A 25,951-nucleotide genomic window follows, 5' to 3' on the forward strand; every position below is an offset into this window, starting at 1 on the left:
TATATTATGATACATCTTATCATCATAAACTAAAGGAAACAACGAGCTTTTTTTGTCATGTTTTGACTAAAAAAAGCAGGTGATGTTTCACCTGCTTTTTTCTTTATTCATTTAATAAGTAATGCTTTCCCTTTACTAAATAAAAAACATTTTCAGCAATATTTGTAATATGGTCTGCTACACGTTCAATATATCTCGCTACAAAGGATAATTGTGTAATTTGTGTAATTGCTTCTGGTTGTTCTGGAACTGAAGATATAAATTCACGAATCGCTTTCCCATATATTTCATCAACAGAATCATCCATTTCGGCAATTTGCTTCGCAAAAGTTAAATTTTCTTGCTCATATGCATCTAGGGCTAACTGTAACATCTTATTTGCAATCGCAAACATCTCATCAAGATTGTGCAAACTAACAGACACGTCTTTTTCCCCGAGACGAATGGTTGATTTCGCAATATTAACAGCATGATCTGCAATCCGTTCTAAATCTGTCGCTGTTTTAATTGAAATGAAAATCCTTCTTAAATCACTTGCTACAGGTTGCTGCTTCGTAATGAGCATAAGCGCAAGATCATTTATTTCCTCTTCTAAATTATCCATACGATAATCACCATCTATTACCTCTAACGCTTTCTCTACATCCTTTTTATGAAGCCCTTCCATAGCAAGCAATAAAGCTTCTCTCGCTAATTCACCAAGCTCAATCACCTTTTGCTGTAACGTTTTTAAATCACATTGAAATTGTTCTCTTACCATTGTCTCTTCCCCCTCAATATTGTGTGCCATTATATATAAATCTCCTATGTAAGGCCTCTTATCTCTGTAATCAACCTTACATAGGAGATGTATTCCTTCTCAATAAAACAAGAAATACCCTCTGTTAAGAGGGTATTTGCTCTTAGCCTTGCTAGCGACATCAACCGAATCGGCCTGTAATATAATCTTCTGTACGCTTATCTGAAGGTGTCGTAAATAATTTATTTGTATCTGTATACTCCACAACTTCTCCACTTAAGAAGAAAGCAGTTTTATCTGAAATACGCGCAGCTTGTTGCATGTTATGCGTTACGATAACGATACTAAAATCTTTCTTTAACTCTTGAATTAATTCTTCTACTTTTAATGTTGAAATTGGATCTAGTGCTGATGTTGGCTCATCCATTAAAATAACGTCTGGTTCAATCGCTAAACAACGTGCAATACATAGACGCTGTTGCTGTCCACCAGATAAACCGTATGCATTATCATGCAAACGATCTTTTAACTCATCCCAAATCGCTGCTCCACGTAAACTTTTTTCAACAATTTCATCTAACGTTTTCTTGTCGCTAATACCATGAATTTTCGGACCGTATGCTACATTTTCATAAATAGATTTTGGAAATGGATTTGGTTTTTGGAACACCATTCCTACATGTGTTCGTAATTCTTCAACTGGATATGATTTATCAAATATATTGCGCTCTCTATATTCAATTACGCCTGTAGTTCGCACGATTGGTACTAACTCTACCATACGATTTAATGTTTTTAAGTACGTTGATTTACCACAACCACTTGGCCCGATAATTGCTGTAACTTCATTCTCATGAATACTTAAGTTGATATCTTTTAAAGCATGGTCTTCTCCATACCATAAATTTAAGTTTTTCGTATCAAATACTACTTTCTTTGGCGCAGTCTCGATTTTCTCCTCGTTTTTCACCTGTACATTTACTACTGTTGCTACCATTTGAATTCCCCTTTCATCCATTTCCAACTTATTTTCGATTTCGTAACCATAGGACAACTATATTGATCAAGAGCAACAAACCTAACAAAACAATCATCCCAGCAGCTGCTACATACTGAAATTCTTCCTGTGGTCTACTCATCCAATTAAAAATTTGAATTGGTAAAACTGTAAATCTATCAAACATACTAAACGGAACATAATTTGCAAATGCAAGTGCCCCGATAACTAATAACGGTGCCGCTTCTCCAATCGCTCTTGATATCGCTAACGTACAACCTGTTATAATTCCTGGGAACGCATATGGCAATACAACTTGATACATCGTTTGCCACTTCGTAGCACCTAACCCGTAAGAAGCTTCTAATAATGACCTCGGTACAGATCGTATCGCTTCTTGACTCGCTACAACAACTGTCGGTAAGACGAGTAAGCTCATCGTCAGTGCCGCTGCAATAATACTCTCACCTAAGTGAAGAGCGTATACAAAAATGGTTAAGCCGAGTAAGCCAAATACGACGGAAGGTACTCCCGCTAACGTTTGATTATTAATTTCTATTACCTTTTTAAATATAGATTCCTTCGCATATTGCTCTAAATAAAGAGCAGTTCCGACCCCAAATATAAAGGAGAGTGGTATAACAATACTCATAAATAATATTGTTCCTGACAAAGCTGCAGCAATCCCAGCTTCTTTCGGATTACGCGAAGCGAAGTTTGTAAAGAAATCTAACGAAAGGTAACTGACACCTTTTTCAAAAATTTGAAAAAGCAAAATAAGCAGGATTACTATTGAAAACAAAATTGCCATATAAAATAACAATTTGTAAATTCGATCTTTTAAAAAACGTGATGCCATATTTTCTTGTATTTTTTTATGATTCAACATGCGCATATTATGTCACCCTCCTAAAGCGGCGCATAATAAACTGCGAAATGATGTTCATTATAAAAGTAAACAAGAATAACGTTGCGCCTACAGCGTACATGCTGTAATAAGTAATTGTTCCATGCGGAGCATCACCTAAACTCACTTGCACAATATAAGCTGTTAACGTTTGAATAGAGTGTGTCGGATCGAGAGATACGTTCGGTGTGGACCCTGCTGCAATTACAACGATCATCGTTTCACCGATTGCTCTTGAGGCAGCTAATATAATCGCTGCCATAATCCCTGCGAAAGCTGAAGGAAACACGACTTGTTTTACCATCTCAAACCGAGTTGCTCCAAGTGCCAACGAAGCTTCTTTCGTTCCTTTTGCTACAGCTCTCATTGCATCTTCAGACAGAGATGCAATTGTAGGTATCATCATAAAGCCAATAACAATACCTGGACTAATCGCATTAAAAAACTGTAAATCAGGTATAATCCGTTGTAAAAGCGGTGTAACAACTGTTAATGCAAAAAAGCCATATACAATTGTCGGGATACCTGCTAATAGTTCTAACATCGGTTTTAATACTTTTCTTACACTGTTTGAAGCATATTCACTTAAAAATACGGCACACGCTAAACCGATAGGAACTGCTACGCACATAGCAATTGCTGTTACAAGTACCGTTCCACATATAAGTGGTAATATACCGAATTTAGGATTTTCAAAAAAAGGTAACCATTCTTTCTCTGTCAAAAAGGAGAGCAATGATATTTTTTTAAAAAACATTATTGTTTCATTAGAAAGCGTAAAAATAATTCCAAGTGTCGTCGCAATAGACACGCTAGCAATTATTTTTAGTAATAATGGAACGATTCGATTGATTCGCTGCGTTTTTTTTCTATGTTTTGTATTTCTTTCAATCAAATGTTGTACAGAAAATGTAATTTGACTTTTGTCATTATAAGCCAAAGATGAAAACCCCTTTCCACCCTGACATTACCTTTTTATTTCTGTTAACATCCGCAGCTGTTCATTGTATTTTTCTTTTGGTAATTTTACATATCCAACCTCTTCAGCAAGATTACCAACATGCTGAATCATAAACTCAATATAATTTGCTACATTCATTTTATTTCGGATAGATGCATGATTCACATAAGCAAATAGCGACCTAGATAACGGCTTATACTCACCTGATTGGATGGTATCTTTCGTCGGAAGTACACCATTCACTTTTATTGCTCTCACCTTATCTCGATTGGCCATATAATAAGCATATCCTACAAAACCAATGGCATTTTTATCATTCATTACCCCTTGCATAATAACTTGATCATCTTCAGACAAAGAGACTTTTTTTACAATGCGACTTTTTTGTAAGATGACATTTTGAAAATAATCATACGTACCAGAGTCTACACCTGGCGCATAAAACTTTACCTGTTCACGTGGCCATGATGAATGAATTTGTGACCATCGCTTTTCACTTTCATCTTCACTCCATAATAGACGTAACTCGTCTACCGTCATATTATCTACCCAAGTATTTTGACGATTCACAACGATCGTAAGGCCGTCATAAGCGACTTCAAACGGTGTAAACTGAATGGAGTTTTTCTTCATTTCATTTTCTTCCACTTGTTTCATTACTCTCGAAGCATTATTTATATCTACTTCTCCTTTACTGAAACGATTAAATCCTCCTCCTGTTCCAGAAACACTGATGGAAATTTTCACGTTTGGATGCACCTTTGTATATTCCTCCGCTACTGCTTCTATAATAGGAAAAACCGTTGAGGATCCATCAACTCTCACTTCTCCCATTTCATTCACAGCAAATGCAGTAGACGTGCCAACATAAAAGAAACATGTCGACAGTATGAAAACTTTAATTGATGCACTTATCCATTTCACGTGTTCTTCCTCCTAGAAGTAACCGGAAATAACAGGATTACAGATATAAGAATACTGCTAAACTATTAATTCGGTTTTAATTGTTTGTAAAAGTTTTGTAAAGTTCCACAAGAATCAACATTAGGTAAATTATTAATCCGTAGCCACTGTTCATCTTCACTGAGGATTGGTCCATAACTTCCATAGTGAATGCATACGTATTATTTGCGAGGTCCCTTAAAATTCCGATATGATCTGCTTGTCCACTTTATTAAAACGTATGCATGAATCAAAAAAAAAGCACACTATCTTTTCAGATAGTGTGCTTTTTTTACAACTTTTTTATTCATCATCTTGCTTTTTATTTTTCTTATCTATTTCCTCTTGTGTAGCTTCGCCATTTTCTACCTTTTTCAAATCAAAGTACGCGTCCATAATGTCACGACTAATATATCCGTTAATACCTGATTTATCATCTACCCAAGGTACAACAACAGAAAATGCTACTTCAGGGTCTTCAAGTGGCGCATAACCTACTAATGTTAAGTTATATGTTTCTTTACGATCACCGTTTGCTTTTCTACCAATCTCTTTATCTCCGCCATACACAGTTTGAGCTGTACCTGTTTTACCAGCAGCTTTATATGATGCGCCTGTAAAGTATTTCGCAGCTGTACCACCTGACTCATTAAATACTTGTCTAAATCCTTCCTGAACACGTTTAATTTGTGATTCAGGCATATCAATACGGTTTAGTACTTTTGGTTCCATTGAGTGAACGACTTTTCCAACTTCGCCTTGTTTCGCTTCCGGTTGACGAATTTCTTTTACAACTTGCGGCTGCATACGGTAACCACCATTTGCAATTGTTGAAACATACTGTGCTAATTGAAGTGGTGTATATGTGTCATACTGTCCAATTGATAAATCTAATAAGAAACCAGGCTGATTTCCTCTACCTATTTGACCCGCAGATTCGTTTGGTAAATCGATACCTGTTTTTACACCAAGTCCAAACTGTCCGAAATAATAGCGCATCGTATCAAATGCTTTTTTTGGTATATCTAACGTACCACCTCTCACATATTGAACACCTGCGATATTCATCGCTGTTTTAAACATATATACGTTAGAAGACATTTTTAATGCTGTCAGATCATTAATAGATCCCATCGTCTTCCAAGAAGATTTTTTCGGCGTTCCTTTCAATACGATTGGTTCATCCAGTTGGTAGGAACCCGGTTGAATCGCTTTTGTTTGATATCCTGTAAGTACTGTCGCACCTTTTACAGTTGATCCCATCGGATAAGAACTTGTCATCGTTCCTAATGCGAAATCTTGCACTTTCGTTTCGCCATTTTCTTCCACTAACTGTTTCCCTGCCATAGATAAAACTTCACCATTTTTTGGATTCATCATTACAACGAATGCGCGATCTAAAAGAGGTTGTCCCCCTTTATATCTCAATAAATTTTTCGTGATAATTTCTTCTACACGCTTTTGTAATTCCATATCAATTGTTAAATTCAGATTGTTACCACTTTGCCCTTTTGATACATTAATCGTTTCTAAAATATTACCGTTTTTATCCGTAATATTTCTCACTTCCGCTTTATTACCGTGCAAACTATCTTCATATTGCTGCTCAAGATAACTTTTCCCTACGCGGTCATTTCGATTATAATCACGAACAAGATAGTAATCTAGTCTTTCTCTAGGTAAACCTTCATCAGACGTTGACACGCCGCCAAGTACACTTCGGAATAAATCATCATAAATATACTTTCGATCCCAATCAACATTCGTATCTACACCTGGTAATGTTGCTAGATTTTCACTAATAATCGCATATTCTTGTTCTGTAGCATCCTTTTTAATGACTTGTGGCGTCATCGCATATCCGCCGTCCATTTTGCTTTTAATCGCTAGCACTTCTAAATCTTTTGCGGATAATTGATTCACTTCTTCTTCCGTCACGCGATTTCGTTGACGCTCATCTAATTCTTTATCGTCAATTTTTTTATCTTTAAACTCTTGACGATCTTTTTTCGTAATTTTTTCTTGCGCTTCTTCTTTATGAATAGCAAGCCAATAATCTTTTTTATCGCGATCTGTTAATTTATCTGTCGGTACTTCAATCAAATCTGCTAATCTTTTCGCTGTTTCTAAGCGAGCCTCTGCAGTTGATCCTTTCATTTTTGTAAATGTAATCGTACGTACAGCTGCATTATCTACTACAGCTCGCCCATAACGGTCAAATATTTTCCCACGTGGTACAGGATTACTTATCGTCGAGTTTTCTTTCCTCTCCACTTCATTCTTATATTCCTCACCGCGAACAATTTGTACATAACCAAGCCTTACAATAACCGCGGAGAACATTAAAAACACGCAGAAAAACAGCACGTTTAACCGAAAAGGAACGTGAGTCTTTTTCTTTTGTTGTTTCTGCTTCTTGCCCATACAAACCCCCTCTACCAACAGCTATGTAATTTGAAAGGGACACCTTCATACAGGTGTCCTCACTGCTGTCTTACATCTTTTTCTATTCTAGCATAAAACAAACGATAAGTTAACCTTCTGGTTCTGTTTGATTCTGCGTGGTTCCTTGCGCTACGACACTTGTGTTCCCTGCATTTCCTTCATCATATTTGACATTTTTAACTGCAAAATAAATAAGAAAATGTCCAGCACCTAAAATACATAGTAAGACAGGTAAACTCTTTTCAGGCGGAAAGAATAATACAGCACATAAAAAACTTAAAACTGAACAAATTCTCCCAGCATTTAACCATAATTCTCGGACAACAACATACTCTACACGCCACTCTCTCGCATTTTTCGCTCTACCAATTACATCATATGTCATCGATCCATATGGAACGAGTAAAATAGGGTATGCAATCGCAATGCATGCTGCATAAATAAGTAATTTTGTGTATGTAACATTGAATATAACTAAAAATACAACAGCATATAAAATAATGCCTCCAAGTAAAATTGCTTTTTTTCGCCACTCTTTCTTTAACATACGGGCGACTAAATAGTAACATACAAATGATACAGCAGAATTTACTAAGCTATATTTCCCTAATGCAAGCTCACTATCGGTTGCTAAGTACACATATACTGAAATAACAAAAATGAATGTCCCCTCTCTCAATCCTTGGAAAAAATGAGCGCGTGTAATTCTCCCCCAATTTTTATCAATCCGTCGCTCTTTCAAAACTTGTGTAACCTCATAACGACCTTCACATTCTCTCTTAGATACAAAAAAGCTTAAAACGACAGCAATTGCAAATAACAATAACGAGAGAAAGAATATGACCGTATAACCACTCCACTTCTCCATACGTGAAATTGTGTATCCAGCTGCTATCGGTCCAATCATGCCAGAGAAGGATGTAAGAAGCCCAAGAAACCCGTTAAAGAAATCTCTTGTTTCTGGTTCTGTAATCTCAAATGTTAATAAGTTAAACGCGAGCCAGTAAAAACCATATCCGACTCCTAAAAGAGCCCCCATTAATAAAATATAGTGAGAAGCGCTTTTCCCCGCTACTAAAACAACGATAAAAAAAATCGCTAACGTGCCTACGCCTATTCGTAACAAGATCGAGCGATCAATACGCTTCGCTAATTTCCCACCTATAAGAAATGTGAGGGGCTGCAATACAACGCTGGCCAAATTATACAAGCCGAGATTCACATAATTTTGTGTTTGTTTCCATAAATAAATGTTAACAAACGTATTCGATAAAGAAATTGCGAGCGTGTATAAACCTCCAATAAGGAGTAATAACACTAAATCCCGATTCACTTCAACGTCACCAATTATATGTTTCCACTTCATACACAACTCTCCTTTACTTCATGTTCTAGTCTTCCAAAGACAAGCTCAATTATGTAAAAGGAAAGCATAGAAAAAAGCTAGGAGCATTCTCCTAGCTTTTTCTATCGTTATTACAATTATTTTGCTTCTTGGTAACGTTTTTCAGCAGCGTTCCAATCTACAACGTTCCAGAATGCACCGATGTAGTCTGGACGACGGTTTTGATAATTTAAGTAGTAAGCATGTTCCCAAACATCTAAACCGATAACTGGAGTTTTACCTTCAGTTAGAGGAGAATCTTGGTTTGGCGTGCTTGTTACTTCTAACTCACCATTATTTACTACTAACCAAGCCCAACCAGAACCGAAGCGAGTTGCGCCAGCTTTTGCGAATTCTTCTTTGAATGCATCGAAGCTACCGAATTTCGCTTCAATTGCAGTTGCAAGTTCGCCTACTGGTTGTCCGCCGCCGTTTGGAGATAAGATTGTCCAGAAGAATGTGTGGTTAGCATGTCCGCCACCATTGTTACGTACTGCTGTACGGATTGATTCTGGTACTTCGTTTAAGTTTGCAACTAATTCTTCTACGCTTTTGTCAGCTAATTCTGCATGACCTTCTAAAGCAGCGTTTAAGTTTGTGATGTACGTGTTATGGTGCTTTGTATGATGGATGTTCATTGTTTCTTTGTCAAAGTGAGGCTCTAAAGCATCATACGCATAAGGTAAATTTGGTAATTCGTGTTTTGCCATTGTTATATTCCTCCCAGTTTATGTATTGCCACTTAAGTGACATACAACTACATTCTACCCTAATTGCCATAGGGTGCAAACAAATAAATCACATTGTCTTGCTATCATTAAAGTAGCAAAATTCCCACTTCTTTTCAATTAAAATGCTCATATATTTCATAAAAAAAGCTCCCTTCTACAAGGAAGCTTCCTACTGACATAATAAACAGGTGAAATGGATATGGACCCTGTAGGACTCGAACCTACGACCGGACGGTTATGAGCCGTCTGCTCTAACCAGCTGAGCTAAGGGTCCACAATTATGTATGTAATAATACATCAAATAAAGGAATTCCTATCGGATATACCCTTTAAGAAATGTAAGATAAATTTACCATATAGAAAAGAAAACTGTCAATTGTATTTTTCTCATTTAAAAGAAGAAAATTAATAAAAAGAAATTTAGTTATCTCTACTATATATAAATATAATATATCTTGAGATTCCCTAGATTCCTACGTTACAATGATTTTATACATACATAAAGGAAGTGAATCTATGTCCATATTTACCCAATTAGCCAAAAGCGTATATTCGCCTAAAGATATGGCGCTATTCCGTTTTCAAAAAATCGGAAAAACCATTTTGTATATTATGCTACTTTGTCTAATCACTACTATCCCAAGAACATTCTTTTACGGTAGCTTTATCCAAGATAGTGTTACTATGGTAAATCAAGCAATTGAAAAAGATTTACCTGATTTTAAAATCGAAAATGGTGAACTAAAAGCTGATATTGAACAACCTATTCAAAAAGAAGAGGGAGATGCTCTTTTCGTATTTGATCCCAATACAACAGATATAGAAAAATATCAAAACAAAACTGGTTTATTTATTTTAAAAGATAAAGTAGTTTCTATAGGAAATGGTCAAACACAAACATACTCTTATAATGATTTATTAGGAACATCTCTTGAGAAGAAAGATTTGCAAGATTTCATTTCTGTATTCGATAGTATTTACCCAATTTTACTAGCCGTTATTGGTGTGTTAGTATACCTATTCCAATTATTTATTACTTTCTTAGGAATTACTTTACTTGCGTTTATAGGTTCTGCTATGAGTGGTCAACGTAAATTGTCTTATAAGCAAGTATGGACGTTAACTGCTTACAGCTACACAATTCCAACAATCTTCTTTATGATTATGGATTTATTCAAGATCGTTGTACCCGGTTCAACATTCATTTATATCGCAGTTGTTTTAATTGTTCTATACTTAACGATTAAAGAAGTTCCAAAACCGAAAGAGAAATAAGAACAAAAAAATGCCTAAATAGGCATTTTTTTTTTGGACAAGCATATATTCCTAGCAAAGGAGTGAAGAATATGAAGAGATTAGGTATATTCTTATTCGTGCTTGTTCTTGGTTATATATTTTATTACGATATAAAAATCGGCACTTTACCGATGTTAAGTTCATATAAAAAAACAAATGCGGCCGAAACGATAAAACAAGAAAGTACAAATACAAAACAAAAGAAAGAGAACAAAGCAGAAAAAGAAACAGATGTCACTTATAAAACAATTGAAGTCAAGACAGGTGAGACAGTTCTTTCTATTACCGAACAAATTAACAAGAAAAAAATCCCTTCCATTGAAAAAGTAATTGATGACTTTAAACAACTAAACAAAAGTACATCTGCTACAAAAATACAAATTGGAAAGTCTTATAAATTCCCGTTATATCAATAAGCAATCACTTAATCCTTGTCAATTACATAAAGGCGCTGATACAATAGTAAAAGTGAAACCGAGTACTTCGGTTTCTATAGCCCTGTATCACGTATACTATCATTGATATGAGGGACTAAATAAGAAACTTCTTTTATAAGGAGAGCGATCTATTCGTGAATGAAATGACTCATCGTACAAAAACACGTCCAGTTAAAGTCGGTAATTTAACAATTGGCGGTAATAATGAATTAATTATACAAAGTATGACAACAACAAAAACACATGATGTTGAAGCAACAGTTGCTGAAATTAAACGTTTAGAAGAAGCTGGCTGTCAAGTCGTGCGTGTTGCTGTTCCAGACGAACGCGCGGCAAACGCTATTGCTGATATTAAAAAACAAATCAACATTCCACTTGTTGCTGATATTCATTTTGATTATCGCCTTGCTTTAAAAGCAATTGAAGGTGGCATTGATAAAGTACGTATCAATCCAGGTAACATTGGTCGTCGCCATAAAGTAGAAGCTGTTGTAAATGCAGCAAAAGAACGCGGTATTCCAATCCGTATCGGTGTAAACGCAGGTTCATTAGAGCGTCACATTTTAGAAAAGTACGGATATCCAACTGCAGATGGTATGGTCGAGAGCGCCCTACATCACATTAAAATTTTAGAGGACTTAGATTTCCACGATATTATCGTATCTATGAAAGCCTCTGATGTTAACTTGGCAATTGAAGCATACGAAAAAGCTGCACGTGCTTTTGATTATCCACTACATTTAGGTATCACAGAATCTGGAACGTTATTTGCCGGAACTGTAAAAAGTGCCGCTGGGCTTGGAGCAATCTTAAGTAAAGGCATCGGAAATACACTACGTATTTCATTAAGTGCTGACCCAGTTGAAGAAGTAAAAGTTGCGCGTGAACTATTAAAGTCATTCGGCCTTGCATCTAATGCAGCAACACTTATTTCTTGTCCAACTTGCGGTCGTATTGAAATTGATTTAATTAGCATCGCTAACGAAGTGGAAGAGTACATTTCTACACTACAAGTACCAATTAAGGTTGCAGTACTTGGCTGCGCTGTAAATGGTCCTGGTGAAGCTCGTGAAGCTGATATCGGTATTGCCGGCGCGCGCGGAGAAGGACTATTATTCCGCAAAGGGCAAGTCGTTCGTAAAGTACCAGAAGAAATAATGGTAGAAGAACTGAAAAAAGAAATCGACGTAATTGCTGCTGAAATGGCTGCTGAACGAGAAAAAGAAAAAGAAACACAAGAACAATAAAAAGAAGGTTGCCCACAACATTTGTGAGCAACCTTCTTTTCTACGTAAAAAAGCTCGTCAGTTATAGAACTAACGAGCTTTTACTTTGCACATTTTGGACAACGTCCGTATATTTCAAACTTATGACCTGTTACTTCATAACCATTAAAATCTTTATTCATAAAATCCATCGGGCAAGAAGTAATCTCTTTCGTCCCTCCGCAATCTAAACAAATAAAATGATGATGATGTTCCATAATAGAACATGTAAAACGAAAATGTTTTTCACCGTTTAATTCCGTTTGTTCTAAAACACCGATTTCAGCAAACACCGTTAAGTTACGATAAATCGTGTCAAAGCTAAGACCTGGATAATCATCCTTCATATGCTCTAAAACGTCCTTCGCTGTTAAATAACGATTGTGAGCTGCAAATAACCTGAGCATTTCTTCCCTTTTCCCAGTATGTTTGTATCCTTTATCTTTCATTAGGCGTAAAGCTTCTGTTAGATTCATATCTATCCCTACTTTATGCAGTTTTTTTCTTTTTCCATAAAATCGCACCAATTAAAATAAGAACCGCTATCATAACAATTGTACCACCTGGTGCTAAATCAAGTTGATACGAAGCAAACATTCCACCAATTACTGCAATTTCACCAAATAAAATGGAGAAGAAAATTGTTTGTTTAAATCCATTCGCAATACGAATACTTGCTGCAACTGGTAACGTCATTAATGATGATACGAGAAGAACCCCCACTACACGCATTGATACCGCAATGACAAGCGCAACCAATATAATGAAAATAAAGTGAATCCACTTTGCACTCAAGCCGGTTGATACAGCGTATTCTTCATCAAACGATAGTAAAAATAACTCTTTGTATAATAAAGTAATCGTTACAATAACAACAATTGCTACAATGCCGATAATTATTAAATCCGTACTTGTTACAGCACTTACACTACCAAATAAATAACTAAATAAATCTGTGTTAAACCCATTTGCAAGTGAAATAAAAATAACGCCAATCCCCATTCCTGCTGAAAGAATAATTGGAATTGCTAATTCTTGATAATGTTTATATACAGTACGTAGTTTTTCAATAAGTAACGCCCCACCAATAGAAAAAATCATCCCCATATATAACGGATTTAAAAATCCCCCTGTGAAAATTGTTTTTTCTAGTAGTAAACTTGCAGCAATACCCGATAATGTCACGTGGCTTAATGCATCCGCAATAAGCGACATGCGGCGAATGACAACAAATACACCGATAAGCGGCGCAACAAGTCCTATTAAAATTCCTGCATATAAAGAGTTACGTAAAAAGTCATATTGTAAAAAATCTTGTATCATTATATCCTCCCGTGATGCTCATGCTCGTGTTCGAAACGATGAACATGATGTCCATATAAGACGGACATTTCTGCATCTTCTAACTCTCGGAACTTTTCTACATTTCCATGGAAATGTAAATGTTTGTTTAAGCATGCAACATGTGTTACTTTCTCGGTAACAGCTCCCATATCATGCGTAACGAGAATTAATGTGATTCCTAGCCTTTTGTTTAAATCCTCTAATATCTCATAAAAACTTTCTACATTCTTCACATCAATTCCAACAGTGGGCTCGTCCAAAATAAGTAATTCAGGATCACTAACGAGCGCACGAGCAATAAATACGCGCTGTTGTTGTCCACCAGAAAGTTCTCCAATATTACGCCCTTGAAACTCACTCATTCCTACATCAGCAATCGCTTTTTCTACCTTTTTCTTATCGTTTTTCGTAAAAAAGCGAAACAGCCCTTTTTTCGAAACGAGTCCCATTGACACAACTTCAAACACAGTTGCCGGAAAACCAGAATTAAAGCTATTTGCCTTTTGCGACACATAACCAACTTTGTTCCACTCTTTAAACTTCTTACTATCAACACCAAACAAACGAATGCTTCCCTGTTTTGGCTTTAAAACGCCTAATAAACATTTTAGCAAAGTGGATTTCCCTGAACCATTTGGCCCAACTAAACCTAAAAAAGCTCCCTTCGGAACTTGCAAATTTATATCTTCTAACACATTTCGATCTTCATATCGAAATGACAATCCTTCTATTTCTAATATATTGTTCATAGCATCTCACCTATTTTAATTCAGAATGATTCCGATTTATATCTATTTGAATTATAGTACAGCTTATTATAGTTGTAAACCAATCTGCCTAAAATATATCTACTTTTTCAAGAAACCTTACTATTATAACAAAAAGCAGAGAAAAATTCTCTGCTTTCAAAAGATATTATAATTAATTTTTTAGTGAATAGCCGATTTAAACTTACCACCATTTGTCTCTTGTGTACTCATAATCGTAACAAACGCATTCGCATCAATTTCATACACAATTGATTTTAGCTTTGTCACTTCTAGACGTGTTACCACTGCATAAATAACTTCTTTTTCTTTATCCGTGTAACCGCCTTTCGCTACAAGCTTTGTAGTTCCACGACCAAGACGATGCAAAATCGCATTTGATACTTCCTCATATTGATCTGATACAATTAAAACAGCTTTCGTTTCATCTAAACCTTGAATGACTGTATCAATTGTTTTGAATGCAATGTAGTACGTCATAACAGAATACATCGCTTGTTCCACACCAAATACAAATGCTGCCCATGCAAAAATGAATAAGTTCACAAACATTACAAATTCGCCTACGGAGAAAGGTAATTTTTTCGTTAATAAAATACCCATAATTTCTGTTCCGTCCATTGATCCACCATGACGAATAACAAGCCCTACACCAAGCCCTAAAATAAGACCACCAAACACTGTCGCTAAAATTGGCTCTGTTGTAAATGGCGGAACAGCATGTAACGTTGATTCAATAAACGCTAAAGCTACAATACCGAACGCCGAAGATAACATGAACGTTTTTCCAATTTGCTTATAACCCGAATACATAAATGGGATATTGAGAATAACGACCAAAGTAGAGAAACTTAACCACCAAATATTAGGAGTAAGATAATCTAATATAAGAGAAATACCAATAATTCCACCATCAATAATTTTATTTGGCATTAAAAATAATTCAATCGCTACCGCTGCGCATGCTGCTCCAAAAATAATCATAACTAAACGATACATAAGATGGATAACACTTTCTTTTCGATGTTGCTTCTGCTCCATAAGTCCTCCCTTATACTCTTTTTCTATAGTTTTGTCCTTATATTATAACATACGCTTCTTTTTCTCATGAAAAAAGAAGCTCTATATGAATATGTACAAGCTACGTACTCATATATTTCGATAGAAGAACGTGTGAAGGAGGATAACTCGATGAACCTCATTAAACAACTTGTAAATAAAAAATTAAATCATATTTCTACAAAGGAATTATTGAAATATAGTAAAGAATATGATGTTCCAATTACGACTGCACAAGCTGATCAAATTGTTGGACTTATGAAAGGAAAGAATATTAACATTTACGATAATGACGAACGACTAGCGCTCTTAAAACAAATAGCTCAAGTAACCTCGCCCGCTACTGCCCAACAAGTAAATACTTTATTTCAACAACTACTAAAATAAGGAGGGGATATTCCCCTCCTTATTGCTTATTGCGCTTTAATTTTCTCAAGAAGTCCTTCATCAAAAGTACCATTTTTCAGCATTTCGATTTCCAATTTATATGGCGGCTTCTTGTCCTTTTTATCTTCACCTACATATGGTGTTTCCAGAATTTTTGGTACGTGCATTAATTGCGGATGATGCACAATATGATGCAATGCTTTATAACCGATATGACCGAAACCGATATTTTCATGACGGTCCTTTCCTGCGCCGCGTACATTTTTACTATCATTAATATGAAGTACTTGTAAACGATCGATACCAACAATCTTATCAAATTCGTTTAATACACCGTCAAAGTCATTTACAATGTCATATCCTGCATCGTGCGTATGACACGTGTCAAAGCATACCGATAGTTTTTCATTATATGTTACACCATCAATAATTTTTGCAATTTCTTCAAAGCTACGGCCGCATTCTGTTCCTTTTCCTGCCATCGTTTCTAACGCAATGTTCACCGTCTGATCTGGCGTTAATACTTCATTCAGCCCTTTAATAATTTGTTGAATACCAGCGTCTGCCCCTGCACCAACGTGCGCACCTGGGTGAAGAACGATTTGTTTTGCCACACCTAATGCTGATGTTCTCTCAATTTCCATACGAAGGAAATCTACACCTAATTGGAATGTTTCTGGCTTTGTCGTATTTCCGACATTAATAATATATGGCGCATGTACGATAATCTCTTCGATACCGTTTTGTTCCATATGTTTTCTTCCTGCTTCTATGTTCAATTCTTCAATTGGTTTTCTTCTTGTATTTTGCGGTGCACCTGTATAAATCATAAACGTTGTTGCACCGTATGAAACAGCCTCTTCACTTGCTGCTAATAACATTTTCTTACCACTCATAGAAACATGAGATCCAATCTTTAACATACAATCACCTCTTCAATATACAATAGATATAATGATAGCATAATTTGTAGAAATATGTAGTGAATTGTTTGTTCACAAAAAACGCACTACATAAATTTATACGACTATTTAAAAAGACTATACTCTTCATTTACATTATCTAGATGCAGCGAAACTTTAATCAATATTTTCTATCCATATTGATTACGGCTCTCACAAATAGCTGGATAAAAAAAGATAAGGGAAATCCCTTATCTTTTTTTATTGCTATATTTTCTTTTCACTTTGTCACGTTCTGTTGCAAGTTTACGTTTATAGTTTGGTTTTACTTTTTTCGGTTTTTTAACAACTTTCGTTGCCATAACATCAAGTTCATCATTTGGTTTTTTACGGCTCTTACGACGACGACGTTCACCTAAATCCGCCCACTCATCTCCACGTAAATCTACATGTTTAAACTCGATATGACGTTGTTTTTCTAAACTATCTAACGCTTCTTCGTTTGCTGGATCATAAATCGTCACTGCAATACCTGAATAGCCTGCACGTGCTGTTCTTCCCACTCGGTGAACGAAGAAATCTAAATCTGATGGAAGTTCGTAGTTAATAACATGACTAATTCCTTCAATATCAATACCACGAGCTGCTAAATCAGTTGCAACAATATATTGGAATTCAAGGTCACGAATTTGTTTCATCATTTTTTTACGATCACGAGGTGATAAATCTCCGTGAATTCGTCCAACTTTTAAGCCGCGTTCCGTTAATCCGTCAGCAACTTGATCTGCCATTTTCTTCGTATTCGTGAAAACAACTGCTAAATACGGCTTAAATTGTAGCAACATTCTTTTCACTAAATCGATTTTGTTACGATGTTTAGAAGGCACTAAATAATGCTCAATATTTCCAGCTGCAACTTGTTTTGGATTGATATGAATATGCTCTGGATTCTCCATATATTTCTTCAGAAACGGTTTTAGTTTTTGAGGAATTGTTGCAGAGAAAACTAGCATTTGCAAGTTTTTAGGCATGCGTGCTGCAATCTTATCTACATCATGAATGAATCCCATATCAAGCATTAAGTCTGCTTCATCGACAATAATCGTATTTGCTTTATGAACAAATAGCGCTTGTGCTTCTACTAAGTCTTTAATACGTCCTGGTGTTCCAACTACAATATGAGGTTGTTTTTTCAACTTTTCAATTGATCGTTGTTTATCAGTTCCACCAATTAAACAACGTGCTGTAATTATTTGATCTTCCGCACAGAACTTTGTTAATTTCACGATTTCTTCGTAAATTTGTTGTGCTAACTCACGAGTAGGCGCTGTAATAACAAGTTGTACTTCTTCACGACCTGGGTTAATTCTGTTCAATGTAGGAAGTAAGTATGCATGTGTTTTCCCAGAACCTGTTTGGGATTGTCCAATTACACTTACACCTTTTTTCACGACCGGGAAAATTTTCTGTTGAATTCCTGTCGGCTCTGTAAAGCGTAGTTCACGAACTGCATCTATTAAAAATGGTTTAAAATCATACTGTGTAAAAGTTTGTTGTGTCATAAGTTACACCTTCTTTCTAAATTTCTACTGCGCGCACAAATCAGTCAAGTCTACATTATATCGAAATCTACAAGTAAAATCCATCTTTAGTTTAGGTTTTTACTTCAAAAACTAACCTTCTTCCCTCTTATTGCATATTGTATGTGTATATACCTAACTGAAGAAAGGAGGATTTCTCACATGTTTCCAAAATCCCCCATGAGGCAAATGTATCCGAATCCAGGGCAGCAACCTTATACACCATATCCAATTCCACAACTACCACCGATGGCACAAAAAAAGAAAGGATTTCTTGCTAAACTCTTTAAAAAACACGATCCAACCGAAGCTTTCATGCAAATGGTTCCGCCTTATCGACAAATGGAAGGACCGCCAATGATGCACCAGCAACCGCCACCTCAATATCGACAGCAATATCAGCAACAATACCAACACCAATACCCGCAACAATATCAACAGCAATATCAACCATACATGCAGCAGCATCCCGAGCAAATGATTCCCCCTCAAATGTATGAATCAAACGACACGCGCGGCGGTGCAGCAACTACAGCCACATCAAGTAGCGGCATCGGTAGTTTTTTTTCGAATTTAATTTCGAATCCTACTAATATGATAAATAATATCGAAAAAGTATCACAAGTCGTTCAATCTGTAAGCCCTGTCGTCGAACAGTACGGTCCCATTATGCGTAACCTACCAAGCATTGTTAAAATCCTCACCTCCGGAAAAAGTACGGAAGAAAATCCAACCGAAGATCAAGCTGAAGACCTAACAGAAAAGGTTGAGGTAGCAACTCCACCTCCTCCACCCAAAAAAAGAAAAAGAAAAAAAATGGTGATTGAGCCAGTCATTGAAAAAGAAGTACGAGAGGAGCCTGTTCAAAAAATAGCAACAAAACCAAAACTATATGTGTAACAATCCTTTGTTTTCTATCCACTCCTCCTTTATAATGTAAAAGACTATGCACAAAAGTATCCCTTGTTTAGAAGGAGAGGATTACTCATATGAAAATTGTTAAAATTTCCCCTCGTGGTTATTGCTACGGTGTTGTGGACGCGATGGTTATTGCACGTAACGCCGCATTAGATACATCATTACCAAGACCTATTTATATTTTAGGTATGATTGTTCACAACAAACATGTAACAGATGCATTCGAAGAAGATGGCATCATCACATTAGATGGTCCAAGTCGATTAGACATTTTAGATAAAATCGATTCTGGTACTGTTATTTTCACTGCACACGGTGTTTCTCCAGAAGTTAAACAACGTGCAAAAGAAAAAGGTTTAACAACAATCGATGCCACTTGCCCAGATGTTACAAAAACACATGACCTTATTGAAGCAAAGAAAGCTGAAGGTTACCATGTCATTTATATCGGCAAAAAAAATCATCCAGAACCAGAAGGCGCAGTTGGTATCGCACCTGATATCGTTCATCTTATCGAAAAAGCCGATGATTTAAAAACATTAGAAATTCCAACGGATAAAATTTTAGTTACAAATCAAACAACGATGAGCCAATGGGATGTTCAACATTTAATGGAGGACATTCAGAAGAAATTCCCAACAGCAGAGTTCCATAAGGAAATTTGTTTAGCAACTCAAGTTCGCCAAGAAGCGGTTGCCAAACAAGCTGATGTTGCAGACTTAACAATTGTTGTTGGTGATCCGAAAAGTAATAACTCAAACCGTTTAGCACAAGTATCACAAGAAATCGCTGGTACGAAAGCATACCGCGTTGCAGACGTAAGTGAAATCAAATTAGAATGGCTACAAGGTGTAGAAAACGTAGCTGTTACAGCAGGTGCTTCTACTCCAACACCAATTACAAAAGAGGTTATCGCTTTCTTAGAACAATATGACCCAATGAATCCTGCTACATGGGAAAGAGTTCGAAAAGTACCGTTACAAAAAATATTACCTCGTGTAAAAGTGAAAAAAGAACAATAATAAAAACCGTTGCCTATATGAGCAACGGTTTTTTATTTTTCTTATACAAATGTAAATGGATCTGTATGTAACTGCGAAGCATGAATATGTACATTCAGTTTCTTTGCATCTGCTTTTTCTTGTAATTGCTTTTGTACACCTTGCTTCATTACCTTTTCAACGTTATGTCCTGGGTCGACGATATTTAAACCGAGCATCATCGCATCATGGGCAACATGATAATACATGTCACCTGTTACATATACATCCGCACCTTTAAATTTAGCTTGATTGATGTATTTGTTACCATCGCCACCAAGTACAGCTACTTTGCGCACTTTATCCTCTAATTTCCCAACAACTCGCGCACCCTTTACATCTAACGATTGCTTTACATGTTCCGCAAACTGTCCAAGTGTCATTTCTTCTTGTAAATACCCTATTTTTCCAAGCCCTAACGTTTCACCTTTGTTATCAAGTGGATACACATCATAGGCTACTTCTTCATATGGATGTGCTGTTACCATTGCTTTAATCACTTTTCGTTGTAGTGAAGCTGGAATAATCGTTTCGATCCGCACTTCTTCTACGCGCTCTAACTGTCCAGTTTCCCCGATATAAGGATTTGTCCCCTCTTGAGGTACAAACGTACCTGTACCCTCGCTATTAAACGTACAGTGACTATAATTGCCGATATGACCAGCACCTGCGTCTCCTAATGCTTTTCGTACTTCTTCTGCATGAGTTTCAGGCACAAACACAACAATTTTTTTCATTTCTTCTGCATATGTCGGTGCCAAAACTTCTGTATTTTGCAATCCTAACGCCTCAGCAAGTAAATCATTTACCCCGCCCTTAGCAACATCCACATTTGTATGTGCGGCATAGATTGCAATATCTTTTTTCATACACTTTTCAATAATTTTCCCATATGCCTTATCTGTATGAATCGCTTTTAGCGGGTTAAAAATTAAAGGATGATGCGCAATAATGACATTCGCTCCTAATTGAATTGCTTCATCCACAACTTCTTCCGTTACATCTAACGCAATTAATACGTGCTGCACGGGTTTATTAAGCGCTCCAATCTGCAAGCCAATCTTATCTCCTTCCATCGCCAAATGCTTCGGATACATACTTTCAAATAACGAAATAATTTCATGGCCATTTGGAATTTTACTCATGATAAAACCTCCCCTATCATTTTCATTTTCGCTTCTACTTCCGCACGCTTCGCTTTTGTTTCTTCAGAATCAGCCGCACGTTCTAACTGCTTTAAAATATTTTGGAAGTTTTTTAATTCTCCTTCCCACTTTTCAACGAAAGCTTCACTTTTTTCTTTCATTAAAAATGGTCCCATAAATAATTCAGCCTGTTTATTTTCAGAGTAAGGAACCGTGATATTTCCTCGCTCCCCTACTAAAATCTCGTAAATTTTCCCATCTTCTTTTACGATTTTTTCATGGATAAGCTCCCATCCATTCGCAATAAACCATTCACGAATGTGATGCGCTGCAATATTCGGCTGTAAGATTAAACGTGTTACACCTTCTAATTTTTCTTTACCACTTTCTAAAATATCACGAATTAACGCTCCGCCCATTCCGGCAACCGTAATTACATCTACTTCTCCTGGCGCGATAACAGCTAATCCATTCCCTTTACGCACATCTACTTTATCTTGTAAGCCACTTTCAGCTACAGTTGCCTGCGCAGAGCGAAATGGTCCATCTACAACCTCTCCAGCAACTGCTTTAGTAGCAATATTATTTATAATTGTATAACACGGTAAATACGCATGATCCGATCCAATATCGGCAACTGTAGATCCTACTGGTATTTCACGCACAACTTCTTCTAATCGTTTTGAAAGCTTTACTTCATTCATGTATTTCCATTACTCCTTCTCTTGTCAGTCTGTCTCCATGATAATGAATTTATAGTAGTTGTTGCAAGCCTATAACAACAATTCACTTCTCTATCATTCATCGTATTTTAGAAAATATAGAAAAACAAGCCTTTTGCTTAAGCAAAAGGCTTGTCATACGGAACTTTATTTTTTCTTCGATAACCAATCAGCTACTTTAGCGGCTTGATCAGCTGGAACTATATTCGCTGGCATATTGCCTTTTCCTTTCGAAAGAATTTCTTTAATTTCATCCTTTGAAAGTTTCCCACCAATTTTTTGTAAATTAGGTCCTACCGCCCCTTGTAATTGATCACCGTGGCAGCTCGTACAGCTTTGCTTCACAATATCCTCTGGCTTGGATGCTGTTTGTGCTGGCTTCCCGCCATTTTTTGCATCAGCTAACTCTTTAGATTTATTTAGCCCCTGAAATGAAAATACAAACATAACGATAATACCCAATGCTGCAATAAGAGCGAACGGAATCAGCGGATTACGTTTCATATCTCTTCTCCCCCCTCTATACCCCTAAATAGTTAGATGATTCAGTCATTTCCATTGTACTTGAAAACGCTCTATCAGAAAAGAGTAAACTACTAATCGTTAAAAATATTCCATAAATTCAGTTTATTGTTTTTTATTATTATATCGCTTATTATTTCGATAATTATTAACGTTTCTCATCATATTTTTCACTTTTCTACATATATTTTTGTATAGAATAAACAAAATTAATCGAAAAATCGAAAAATGAGCATTTGCAAATCAAAAGACAATTCTGTAAAATAAATTACAAGAAATTGTAATCGTTGCTGACAGCTAAAGTTTAACAAAAATTAACAAAATAAAAAAGTTTACTTCACAAAGGTGAAGTAAACTTAAAGGTAGCCTATTCTAAGAAATCCTTAAGACGCTTACTACGGCTTGGATGTCTCAATTTACGAAGTGCTTTTGCTTCAATTTGACGGATACGTTCTCTCGTTACGCCGAATACTTTCCCAACTTCTTCAAGCGTACGAGTTCGTCCATCATCTAAACCAAAACGAAGACGTAGAACATTTTCTTCACGATCTGTTAGTGTATCTAACACATCTTCTAATTGTTCTTTTAGCAATTCATACGCTGCATGGTCCGCAGGCGATGTTGCTTCTTGGTCTTCAATGAAATCACCTAAATGGGAGTCATCTTCTTCACCAATCGGTGTTTCAAGAGAAACTGGCTCCTGTGCAATTTTCAAGATTTCACGTACTTTTTCTGGAGCAAGATCCATTTCTTCACCAATCTCTTCAGGAGATGGTTCACGTCCTAAATCTTGTAATAATTGACGTTGTACACGAATTAACTTATTAATCGTTTCAACCATATGAACTGGGATACGAATTGTTCTTGCTTGGTCTGCAATCGCACGTGTAATTGCTTGGCGAATCCACCAAGTTGCATACGTACTAAATTTGAAACCTTTACGATAATCGAACTTTTCAACCGCTTTAATTAGACCCATATTCCCTTCTTGGATTAAGTCTAAGAAAAGCATACCACGGCCCACGTAGCGCTTTGCAATACTTACTACAAGACGTAAGTTTGCTTCTGCAAGACGACGTTTCGCTTCTTCATCGCCTTCTTCAATACGCGTTGCAAGTCGAATCTCTTCTTCTGCAGATAGTAAATCTACACGACCAATTTCTTTTAAATACATACGAACAGGATCGTTGATTTTAACCCCTGGTGGTACACTTAAATCATTGAGGTCGAATTCTTCTTCCGATTTTGCTATTTGGCGATTATTAGGGCCTTCGTCGTTGTCATTGTCGCCAACTAAGTCAATCCCTTGTTCACCTAAATATTCATAGTATTCATCCATTTGATCGGATTCAATTTCAAATCCATTCATGCGTTCTGCAATCTCTTCATATGTAAGAACGCCACGTTTTTTTCCGAGCTCAGTGAGTTGTTCTTTCACTTGCTCAAGGGTCATTTCAGTTTCAATTTGTTTAGAACGAGCTGGTTTGTCAGCCATCTGTTCCCCTCCTTACGCGAGATACAAACATTCATTATACTAAAAATTTATCAAAAAAGCTATTTTCTCGCTTTTTGATTTTGTAAATATGCTACATAATATTTAGCAGCCTCTACAGGATCTGTTTTTTCCATTTGTTTTATCTTGAAGATGATTTCCATCTTTTCAAGTTTTTCTTGATGACGTCTAAGCGTCTCCAAATGGCCTTGTAACACTTCTTCTGTGTATTCTGGATTAATAAATTCATCCGTCGAAATATCAGTAATAATATTTTTCAACTTTTCATCAGAGAGCCAACTTAAAAATGTTCCGACTGAAGGTTCATTTCCCTTTTCATAATATGCGTATAGTTCATATAAAATCCCTTTATGTTCTTCTGTATGAAAATCTTCTATGTGGGATTCCATACGAACGGCCACTTCTGGACTTTGCAACATATGGTAAATAATTTCTCTTTCTGCCCTTTCAAAACCTGTTAACTTCGGTTTTGTTTGAACAATTTGAGACGGCTTAGAAACCTGCTTTACTTGTTTTTGCTGTACCTTTTGTTCTTTGCGATATTGGTGCAATTGATTCAAAAGTGTTTCCATTGAATACGAAAATTCTTGCGATAATGACTTCAAATATGATTCTGCCTGCATCGCATCCTGTAACAACGATAACTCTTTTAAAACACTTTTCACATACTCTTCTTTGCCCGACTCATCTTGCAAATTTTTCCCTAAACGCAAATAATTTATTTTAAAACCAACAAAACTTATACTTGATTTCACAAGATTTTCAAAAGCAGTTGTCCCATATTGTTGCACATATTCATCAGGATCAAGCTTATCTGGCAAGGATGTAACTTTCACTTGGCAACCAACTTGCAACAATAATTGCCCTGCTTTCATCGTCGCTTCTCGCCCTGCTTTATCACCATCATAGCAAAGAACAACAGTTTCAACGTTACGTCGCAGAAGTTTTGCTTGTTCTTCAGTTAAAGCTGTTCCCATTGTCGCAACAGCTTCTTCCACACCACTTTTTACCGCAGCTAGTACGTCAGCATACCCTTCAAAAAGGACCACTTGCCCACGTTTTCTAATAAACGGCCTCGCTTGGTGGAAGTTATACAACAATTTACTTTTGTGAAAAATTGGTGTTTCTGGGCTATTTAAATATTTCGGAGTGTCATCTCCTAATGCCCTTCCACTAAACGCTATCACTTTACCTTGTAACGTATAGATTGGAAACATAACCCTTCCACGGAAGCGATCATAATGACTACCATCCTTCTCGCTTCTTATGAGAAGACCAGCTTGTTCCATACTTGATAGCGATAAACCTCTTTTTTGTAAGATTTTCGTTGCTGCATCCCAAGCAGGTGACGCATAACCAATTTCAAACTTCTCAATCATCTCTTTTGTAATACCACGTTTTAACAAATACGAAAGTGCTTCATTTCCTTCTTCTGTATTTACTAATAAATGATGATAATACTTTTTCAAAAGTTCATGAGCCTGTTGCATGATGACAGTGTCATCAGATATGTCTTCTTGTTGTCCTTGCCCTGATGTATACTCTGCAACCGCAATTCCATTTCTTTCACCTAGCTTTTGAACAGCTTCGGTAAAAGCCAGTCCTTCCATTTTCATTAGAAAGGAAAATACATTTCCACCTTCTCCACATCCGAAGCAATGAAAAATTTGCTTGTCAGATGAAACAGAGAATGAAGGAGAATTCTCACCATGAAACGGACAAAGGCCGAAATAGTTACGTCCCTGTTTTCTAAGTTGAACGTATTCACCAATCACTTCGACAATATCGGATGATGTCCGAATTTGTTCAACAACTTCTTCAGGAATTCTGTTCCCCATAACTCCATCTCCGTGTCGTATTTTGTATTCGATATAAATTAAAAAATTCCTTTATAATTCGACAATATTTTTTCTAAACTTATTAGAAAATATTGTCGATCACGTTATCA

The 25,951-nt window shown here is 36.3% G+C and carries 25 protein-coding genes and 1 tRNA gene; 6 read left to right on the forward strand and 20 right to left on the reverse strand.

The window, feature by feature from the left end:
- Positions 1 to 103: 103 nt before the first annotated feature.
- The 9 genes from phoU to ACTFNE_RS02870 form a co-directional block, all read right to left on the reverse strand.
- Positions 104 to 760: a phosphate signaling complex protein PhoU gene (gene phoU, locus ACTFNE_RS02830; RefSeq protein WP_000251231.1), complete on the reverse strand. Its 657-nt coding sequence runs from the start codon at positions 758 to 760 to the stop codon at positions 104 to 106.
- A gap of 160 nt (positions 761 to 920) precedes the next feature.
- The gene (gene pstB, locus ACTFNE_RS02835; protein WP_000226683.1) at positions 921 to 1,736 is read right to left on the reverse strand and encodes a phosphate ABC transporter ATP-binding protein; all 816 of its coding nucleotides are present in this window, start codon (positions 1,734 to 1,736) and stop codon (positions 921 to 923) included.
- Positions 1,737 to 1,764: 28 nt separating this feature from the next.
- Positions 1,765 to 2,631 (reverse strand): phosphate ABC transporter permease PstA, encoded by an 867-nt coding sequence (gene pstA / locus ACTFNE_RS02840; protein ID WP_001242545.1) that lies wholly within the window; start codon positions 2,629 to 2,631, stop codon positions 1,765 to 1,767.
- A 1-nt stretch (position 2,632) separates the two neighbouring features.
- Positions 2,633 to 3,583 carry a phosphate ABC transporter permease subunit PstC gene (pstC, locus tag ACTFNE_RS02845; RefSeq protein WP_000323875.1) on the reverse strand — a complete coding sequence of 317 codons (951 nt, stop codon included), beginning with the start codon at positions 3,581 to 3,583 and terminating at the stop codon, positions 2,633 to 2,635.
- A 27-nt stretch (positions 3,584 to 3,610) separates the two neighbouring features.
- The gene (phoX, locus tag ACTFNE_RS02850) at positions 3,611 to 4,528 is read right to left on the reverse strand and encodes a phosphate ABC transporter substrate-binding protein PhoX (RefSeq protein WP_000871259.1); all 918 of its coding nucleotides are present in this window, start codon (positions 4,526 to 4,528) and stop codon (positions 3,611 to 3,613) included.
- 321 nt (positions 4,529 to 4,849) lie between these two features.
- Complete coding sequence (locus ACTFNE_RS02855) at positions 4,850 to 6,970, reverse strand: peptidoglycan D,D-transpeptidase FtsI family protein (protein WP_046197823.1); 2,121 nt, start codon at positions 6,968 to 6,970, stop codon at positions 4,850 to 4,852.
- 109 nt (positions 6,971 to 7,079) lie between these two features.
- The gene (locus tag ACTFNE_RS02860) at positions 7,080 to 8,357 is read right to left on the reverse strand and encodes an MFS transporter (protein ID WP_000871368.1); all 1,278 of its coding nucleotides are present in this window, start codon (positions 8,355 to 8,357) and stop codon (positions 7,080 to 7,082) included.
- Between the two features lie 116 nt (positions 8,358 to 8,473).
- Positions 8,474 to 9,085: a superoxide dismutase [Mn] gene (gene sodA, locus ACTFNE_RS02865; protein ID WP_270705376.1), complete on the reverse strand. Its 612-nt coding sequence runs from the start codon at positions 9,083 to 9,085 to the stop codon at positions 8,474 to 8,476.
- 221 nt (positions 9,086 to 9,306) lie between these two features.
- A tRNA-Ile gene (locus ACTFNE_RS02870) sits at positions 9,307 to 9,380 on the reverse strand.
- Positions 9,381 to 9,622: 242 nt separating this feature from the next.
- On the opposite strand from ACTFNE_RS02870, the gene ACTFNE_RS02875 reads away from it, so the two are divergent.
- The 3 genes from ACTFNE_RS02875 to ispG all read left to right on the forward strand — a co-directional run bounded on the left by ACTFNE_RS02875 (position 9,623) and on the right by ispG (position 12,086).
- Positions 9,623 to 10,381, forward strand: coding sequence for a DUF1189 domain-containing protein (locus ACTFNE_RS02875; protein WP_016086261.1), 759 nt, complete (start codon positions 9,623 to 9,625; stop codon positions 10,379 to 10,381).
- A 71-nt stretch (positions 10,382 to 10,452) separates the two neighbouring features.
- The gene (locus tag ACTFNE_RS02880) at positions 10,453 to 10,818 is read left to right on the forward strand and encodes a hypothetical protein (RefSeq protein WP_212956513.1); all 366 of its coding nucleotides are present in this window, start codon (positions 10,453 to 10,455) and stop codon (positions 10,816 to 10,818) included.
- A 164-nt stretch (positions 10,819 to 10,982) separates the two neighbouring features.
- The gene (ispG, locus tag ACTFNE_RS02885; RefSeq protein WP_011040674.1) at positions 10,983 to 12,086 is read left to right on the forward strand and encodes a flavodoxin-dependent (E)-4-hydroxy-3-methylbut-2-enyl-diphosphate synthase; all 1,104 of its coding nucleotides are present in this window, start codon (positions 10,983 to 10,985) and stop codon (positions 12,084 to 12,086) included.
- An 80-nt stretch (positions 12,087 to 12,166) separates the two neighbouring features.
- On the opposite strand, the gene ACTFNE_RS02890 is transcribed toward ispG, so the two are convergent.
- The 4 genes from ACTFNE_RS02890 to ACTFNE_RS02905 form a co-directional block, all read right to left on the reverse strand.
- Positions 12,167 to 12,580 carry a Fur family transcriptional regulator gene (locus tag ACTFNE_RS02890; RefSeq protein ID WP_001054512.1) on the reverse strand — a complete coding sequence of 138 codons (414 nt, stop codon included), beginning with the start codon at positions 12,578 to 12,580 and terminating at the stop codon, positions 12,167 to 12,169.
- A gap of 13 nt (positions 12,581 to 12,593) precedes the next feature.
- Positions 12,594 to 13,427, reverse strand: a complete 834-nt coding sequence (locus ACTFNE_RS02895; protein ID WP_000613823.1) for a metal ABC transporter permease — start codon at positions 13,425 to 13,427, stop codon at positions 12,594 to 12,596.
- Positions 13,427 to 14,197 carry a metal ABC transporter ATP-binding protein gene (locus ACTFNE_RS02900; RefSeq protein WP_046197822.1) on the reverse strand — a complete coding sequence of 257 codons (771 nt, stop codon included), beginning with the start codon at positions 14,195 to 14,197 and terminating at the stop codon, positions 13,427 to 13,429. The genes ACTFNE_RS02895 and ACTFNE_RS02900 overlap by 1 nt, the downstream gene beginning before the upstream one ends.
- Before the next feature lie 180 nt (positions 14,198 to 14,377).
- The gene (locus ACTFNE_RS02905; protein WP_000435966.1) at positions 14,378 to 15,256 is read right to left on the reverse strand and encodes a YitT family protein; all 879 of its coding nucleotides are present in this window, start codon (positions 15,254 to 15,256) and stop codon (positions 14,378 to 14,380) included.
- A 150-nt stretch (positions 15,257 to 15,406) separates the two neighbouring features.
- On the opposite strand from ACTFNE_RS02905, the gene ACTFNE_RS02910 reads away from it, so the two are divergent.
- Positions 15,407 to 15,661, forward strand: coding sequence for a DUF2624 domain-containing protein (locus ACTFNE_RS02910; protein ID WP_001048963.1), 255 nt, complete (start codon positions 15,407 to 15,409; stop codon positions 15,659 to 15,661).
- Between the two features lie 26 nt (positions 15,662 to 15,687).
- Here the strand turns inward: ACTFNE_RS02910 and ACTFNE_RS02915 are convergent, their stop codons facing one another.
- On the reverse strand, positions 15,688 to 16,584 hold the full coding sequence (locus tag ACTFNE_RS02915; RefSeq protein ID WP_000912469.1) for a deoxyribonuclease IV: 897 nt from the start codon (positions 16,582 to 16,584) through the stop codon (positions 15,688 to 15,690).
- A 230-nt stretch (positions 16,585 to 16,814) separates the two neighbouring features.
- Complete coding sequence (locus tag ACTFNE_RS02920) at positions 16,815 to 18,125, reverse strand: DEAD/DEAH box helicase (RefSeq protein WP_046197821.1); 1,311 nt, start codon at positions 18,123 to 18,125, stop codon at positions 16,815 to 16,817.
- A 180-nt stretch (positions 18,126 to 18,305) separates the two neighbouring features.
- Here ACTFNE_RS02920 and vrrA point away from each other — a divergent pair, with 180 nt between their 5' ends.
- Positions 18,306 to 19,043 carry a VrrA/YqfQ family protein gene (vrrA, locus tag ACTFNE_RS02925; RefSeq protein ID WP_046197820.1) on the forward strand — a complete coding sequence of 246 codons (738 nt, stop codon included), beginning with the start codon at positions 18,306 to 18,308 and terminating at the stop codon, positions 19,041 to 19,043.
- Positions 19,044 to 19,132: 89 nt separating this feature from the next.
- Positions 19,133 to 20,083 (forward strand): 4-hydroxy-3-methylbut-2-enyl diphosphate reductase, encoded by a 951-nt coding sequence (locus ACTFNE_RS02930; protein ID WP_000706665.1) that lies wholly within the window; start codon positions 19,133 to 19,135, stop codon positions 20,081 to 20,083.
- Between the two features lie 41 nt (positions 20,084 to 20,124).
- Here the strand turns inward: ACTFNE_RS02930 and ACTFNE_RS02935 are convergent, their stop codons facing one another.
- From ACTFNE_RS02935 to dnaG, 5 genes are all read right to left on the reverse strand, one after another.
- Positions 20,125 to 21,246 carry a Nif3-like dinuclear metal center hexameric protein gene (locus ACTFNE_RS02935; RefSeq protein ID WP_270705377.1) on the reverse strand — a complete coding sequence of 374 codons (1,122 nt, stop codon included), beginning with the start codon at positions 21,244 to 21,246 and terminating at the stop codon, positions 20,125 to 20,127.
- Entirely contained in the window at positions 21,243 to 21,950 is a 708-nt protein-coding gene (locus ACTFNE_RS02940; protein ID WP_001006536.1) for a tRNA (adenine(22)-N(1))-methyltransferase, read from the reverse strand. Before ACTFNE_RS02940 ends, ACTFNE_RS02935 begins: the two co-directional genes overlap by 4 nt.
- Before the next feature lie 165 nt (positions 21,951 to 22,115).
- Entirely contained in the window at positions 22,116 to 22,472 is a 357-nt protein-coding gene (gene cccA / locus ACTFNE_RS02945) for a cytochrome c550 (protein WP_000828141.1), read from the reverse strand.
- A gap of 385 nt (positions 22,473 to 22,857) precedes the next feature.
- Positions 22,858 to 23,985, reverse strand: coding sequence for an RNA polymerase sigma factor RpoD (gene rpoD / locus ACTFNE_RS02950; RefSeq protein ID WP_000764060.1), 1,128 nt, complete (start codon positions 23,983 to 23,985; stop codon positions 22,858 to 22,860).
- Positions 23,986 to 24,044: 59 nt separating this feature from the next.
- Positions 24,045 to 25,841, reverse strand: coding sequence for a DNA primase (gene dnaG / locus ACTFNE_RS02955; protein WP_000528216.1), 1,797 nt, complete (start codon positions 25,839 to 25,841; stop codon positions 24,045 to 24,047).
- Positions 25,842 to 25,951 lie beyond the last annotated feature (110 nt).

Source organism: Bacillus cereus group sp. MYBKT111-2 (assembly GCF_051915205.1).
GTDB classification, from domain to species: Bacteria; Bacillota; Bacilli; order Bacillales; family Bacillaceae_G; genus Bacillus_A; species Bacillus_A paranthracis.

Bases quoted from the DNA above. Each gene is read 5' to 3' on its own strand.
- vrrA (WP_046197820.1), top strand. From the start codon at position 18,306: ATGTTTCCAAAATCCCCCATGAGGCAAATGTATCCGAATCCAGGGCAG.
- sodA (WP_270705376.1), bottom strand. From the start codon at position 9,085: ATGGCAAAACACGAATTACCAAATTTACCTTATGCGTATGATGCTTTA.
- ACTFNE_RS02855 (WP_046197823.1), bottom strand. From the start codon at position 6,970: ATGGGCAAGAAGCAGAAACAACAAAAGAAAAAGACTCACGTTCCTTTT.
- ACTFNE_RS02900 (WP_046197822.1), bottom strand. From the start codon at position 14,197: ATGAACAATATATTAGAAATAGAAGGATTGTCATTTCGATATGAAGAT.
- cccA (WP_000828141.1), bottom strand. From the start codon at position 22,472: ATGAAACGTAATCCGCTGATTCCGTTCGCTCTTATTGCAGCATTGGGT.
- pstB (WP_000226683.1), bottom strand. From the start codon at position 1,736: ATGGTAGCAACAGTAGTAAATGTACAGGTGAAAAACGAGGAGAAAATC.
- ACTFNE_RS02890 (WP_001054512.1), bottom strand. From the start codon at position 12,580: ATGAATCTAACAGAAGCTTTACGCCTAATGAAAGATAAAGGATACAAA.
- ACTFNE_RS02920 (WP_046197821.1), bottom strand. From the start codon at position 18,125: ATGACACAACAAACTTTTACACAGTATGATTTTAAACCATTTTTAATA.
- ACTFNE_RS02880 (WP_212956513.1), top strand. From the start codon at position 10,453: ATGAAGAGATTAGGTATATTCTTATTCGTGCTTGTTCTTGGTTATATA.
- ACTFNE_RS02860 (WP_000871368.1), bottom strand. From the start codon at position 8,357: ATGAAGTGGAAACATATAATTGGTGACGTTGAAGTGAATCGGGATTTA.
- ACTFNE_RS02915 (WP_000912469.1), bottom strand. From the start codon at position 16,584: ATGTTAAAGATTGGATCTCATGTTTCTATGAGTGGTAAGAAAATGTTA.
- ACTFNE_RS02910 (WP_001048963.1), top strand. From the start codon at position 15,407: ATGAACCTCATTAAACAACTTGTAAATAAAAAATTAAATCATATTTCT.
- phoU (WP_000251231.1), bottom strand. From the start codon at position 760: ATGGTAAGAGAACAATTTCAATGTGATTTAAAAACGTTACAGCAAAAG.
- pstA (WP_001242545.1), bottom strand. From the start codon at position 2,631: ATGCGCATGTTGAATCATAAAAAAATACAAGAAAATATGGCATCACGT.
- ispG (WP_011040674.1), top strand. From the start codon at position 10,983: ATGACTCATCGTACAAAAACACGTCCAGTTAAAGTCGGTAATTTAACA.
- dnaG (WP_000528216.1), bottom strand. From the start codon at position 25,841: ATGGGGAACAGAATTCCTGAAGAAGTTGTTGAACAAATTCGGACATCA.
- ACTFNE_RS02940 (WP_001006536.1), bottom strand. From the start codon at position 21,950: ATGAATGAAGTAAAGCTTTCAAAACGATTAGAAGAAGTTGTGCGTGAA.
- ACTFNE_RS02930 (WP_000706665.1), top strand. From the start codon at position 19,133: ATGAAAATTGTTAAAATTTCCCCTCGTGGTTATTGCTACGGTGTTGTG.
- ACTFNE_RS02905 (WP_000435966.1), bottom strand. From the start codon at position 15,256: ATGGAGCAGAAGCAACATCGAAAAGAAAGTGTTATCCATCTTATGTAT.
- ACTFNE_RS02935 (WP_270705377.1), bottom strand. From the start codon at position 21,246: ATGAGTAAAATTCCAAATGGCCATGAAATTATTTCGTTATTTGAAAGT.
- ACTFNE_RS02895 (WP_000613823.1), bottom strand. From the start codon at position 13,427: ATGATACAAGATTTTTTACAATATGACTTTTTACGTAACTCTTTATAT.
- rpoD (WP_000764060.1), bottom strand. From the start codon at position 23,985: ATGGCTGACAAACCAGCTCGTTCTAAACAAATTGAAACTGAAATGACC.
- ACTFNE_RS02875 (WP_016086261.1), top strand. From the start codon at position 9,623: ATGTCCATATTTACCCAATTAGCCAAAAGCGTATATTCGCCTAAAGAT.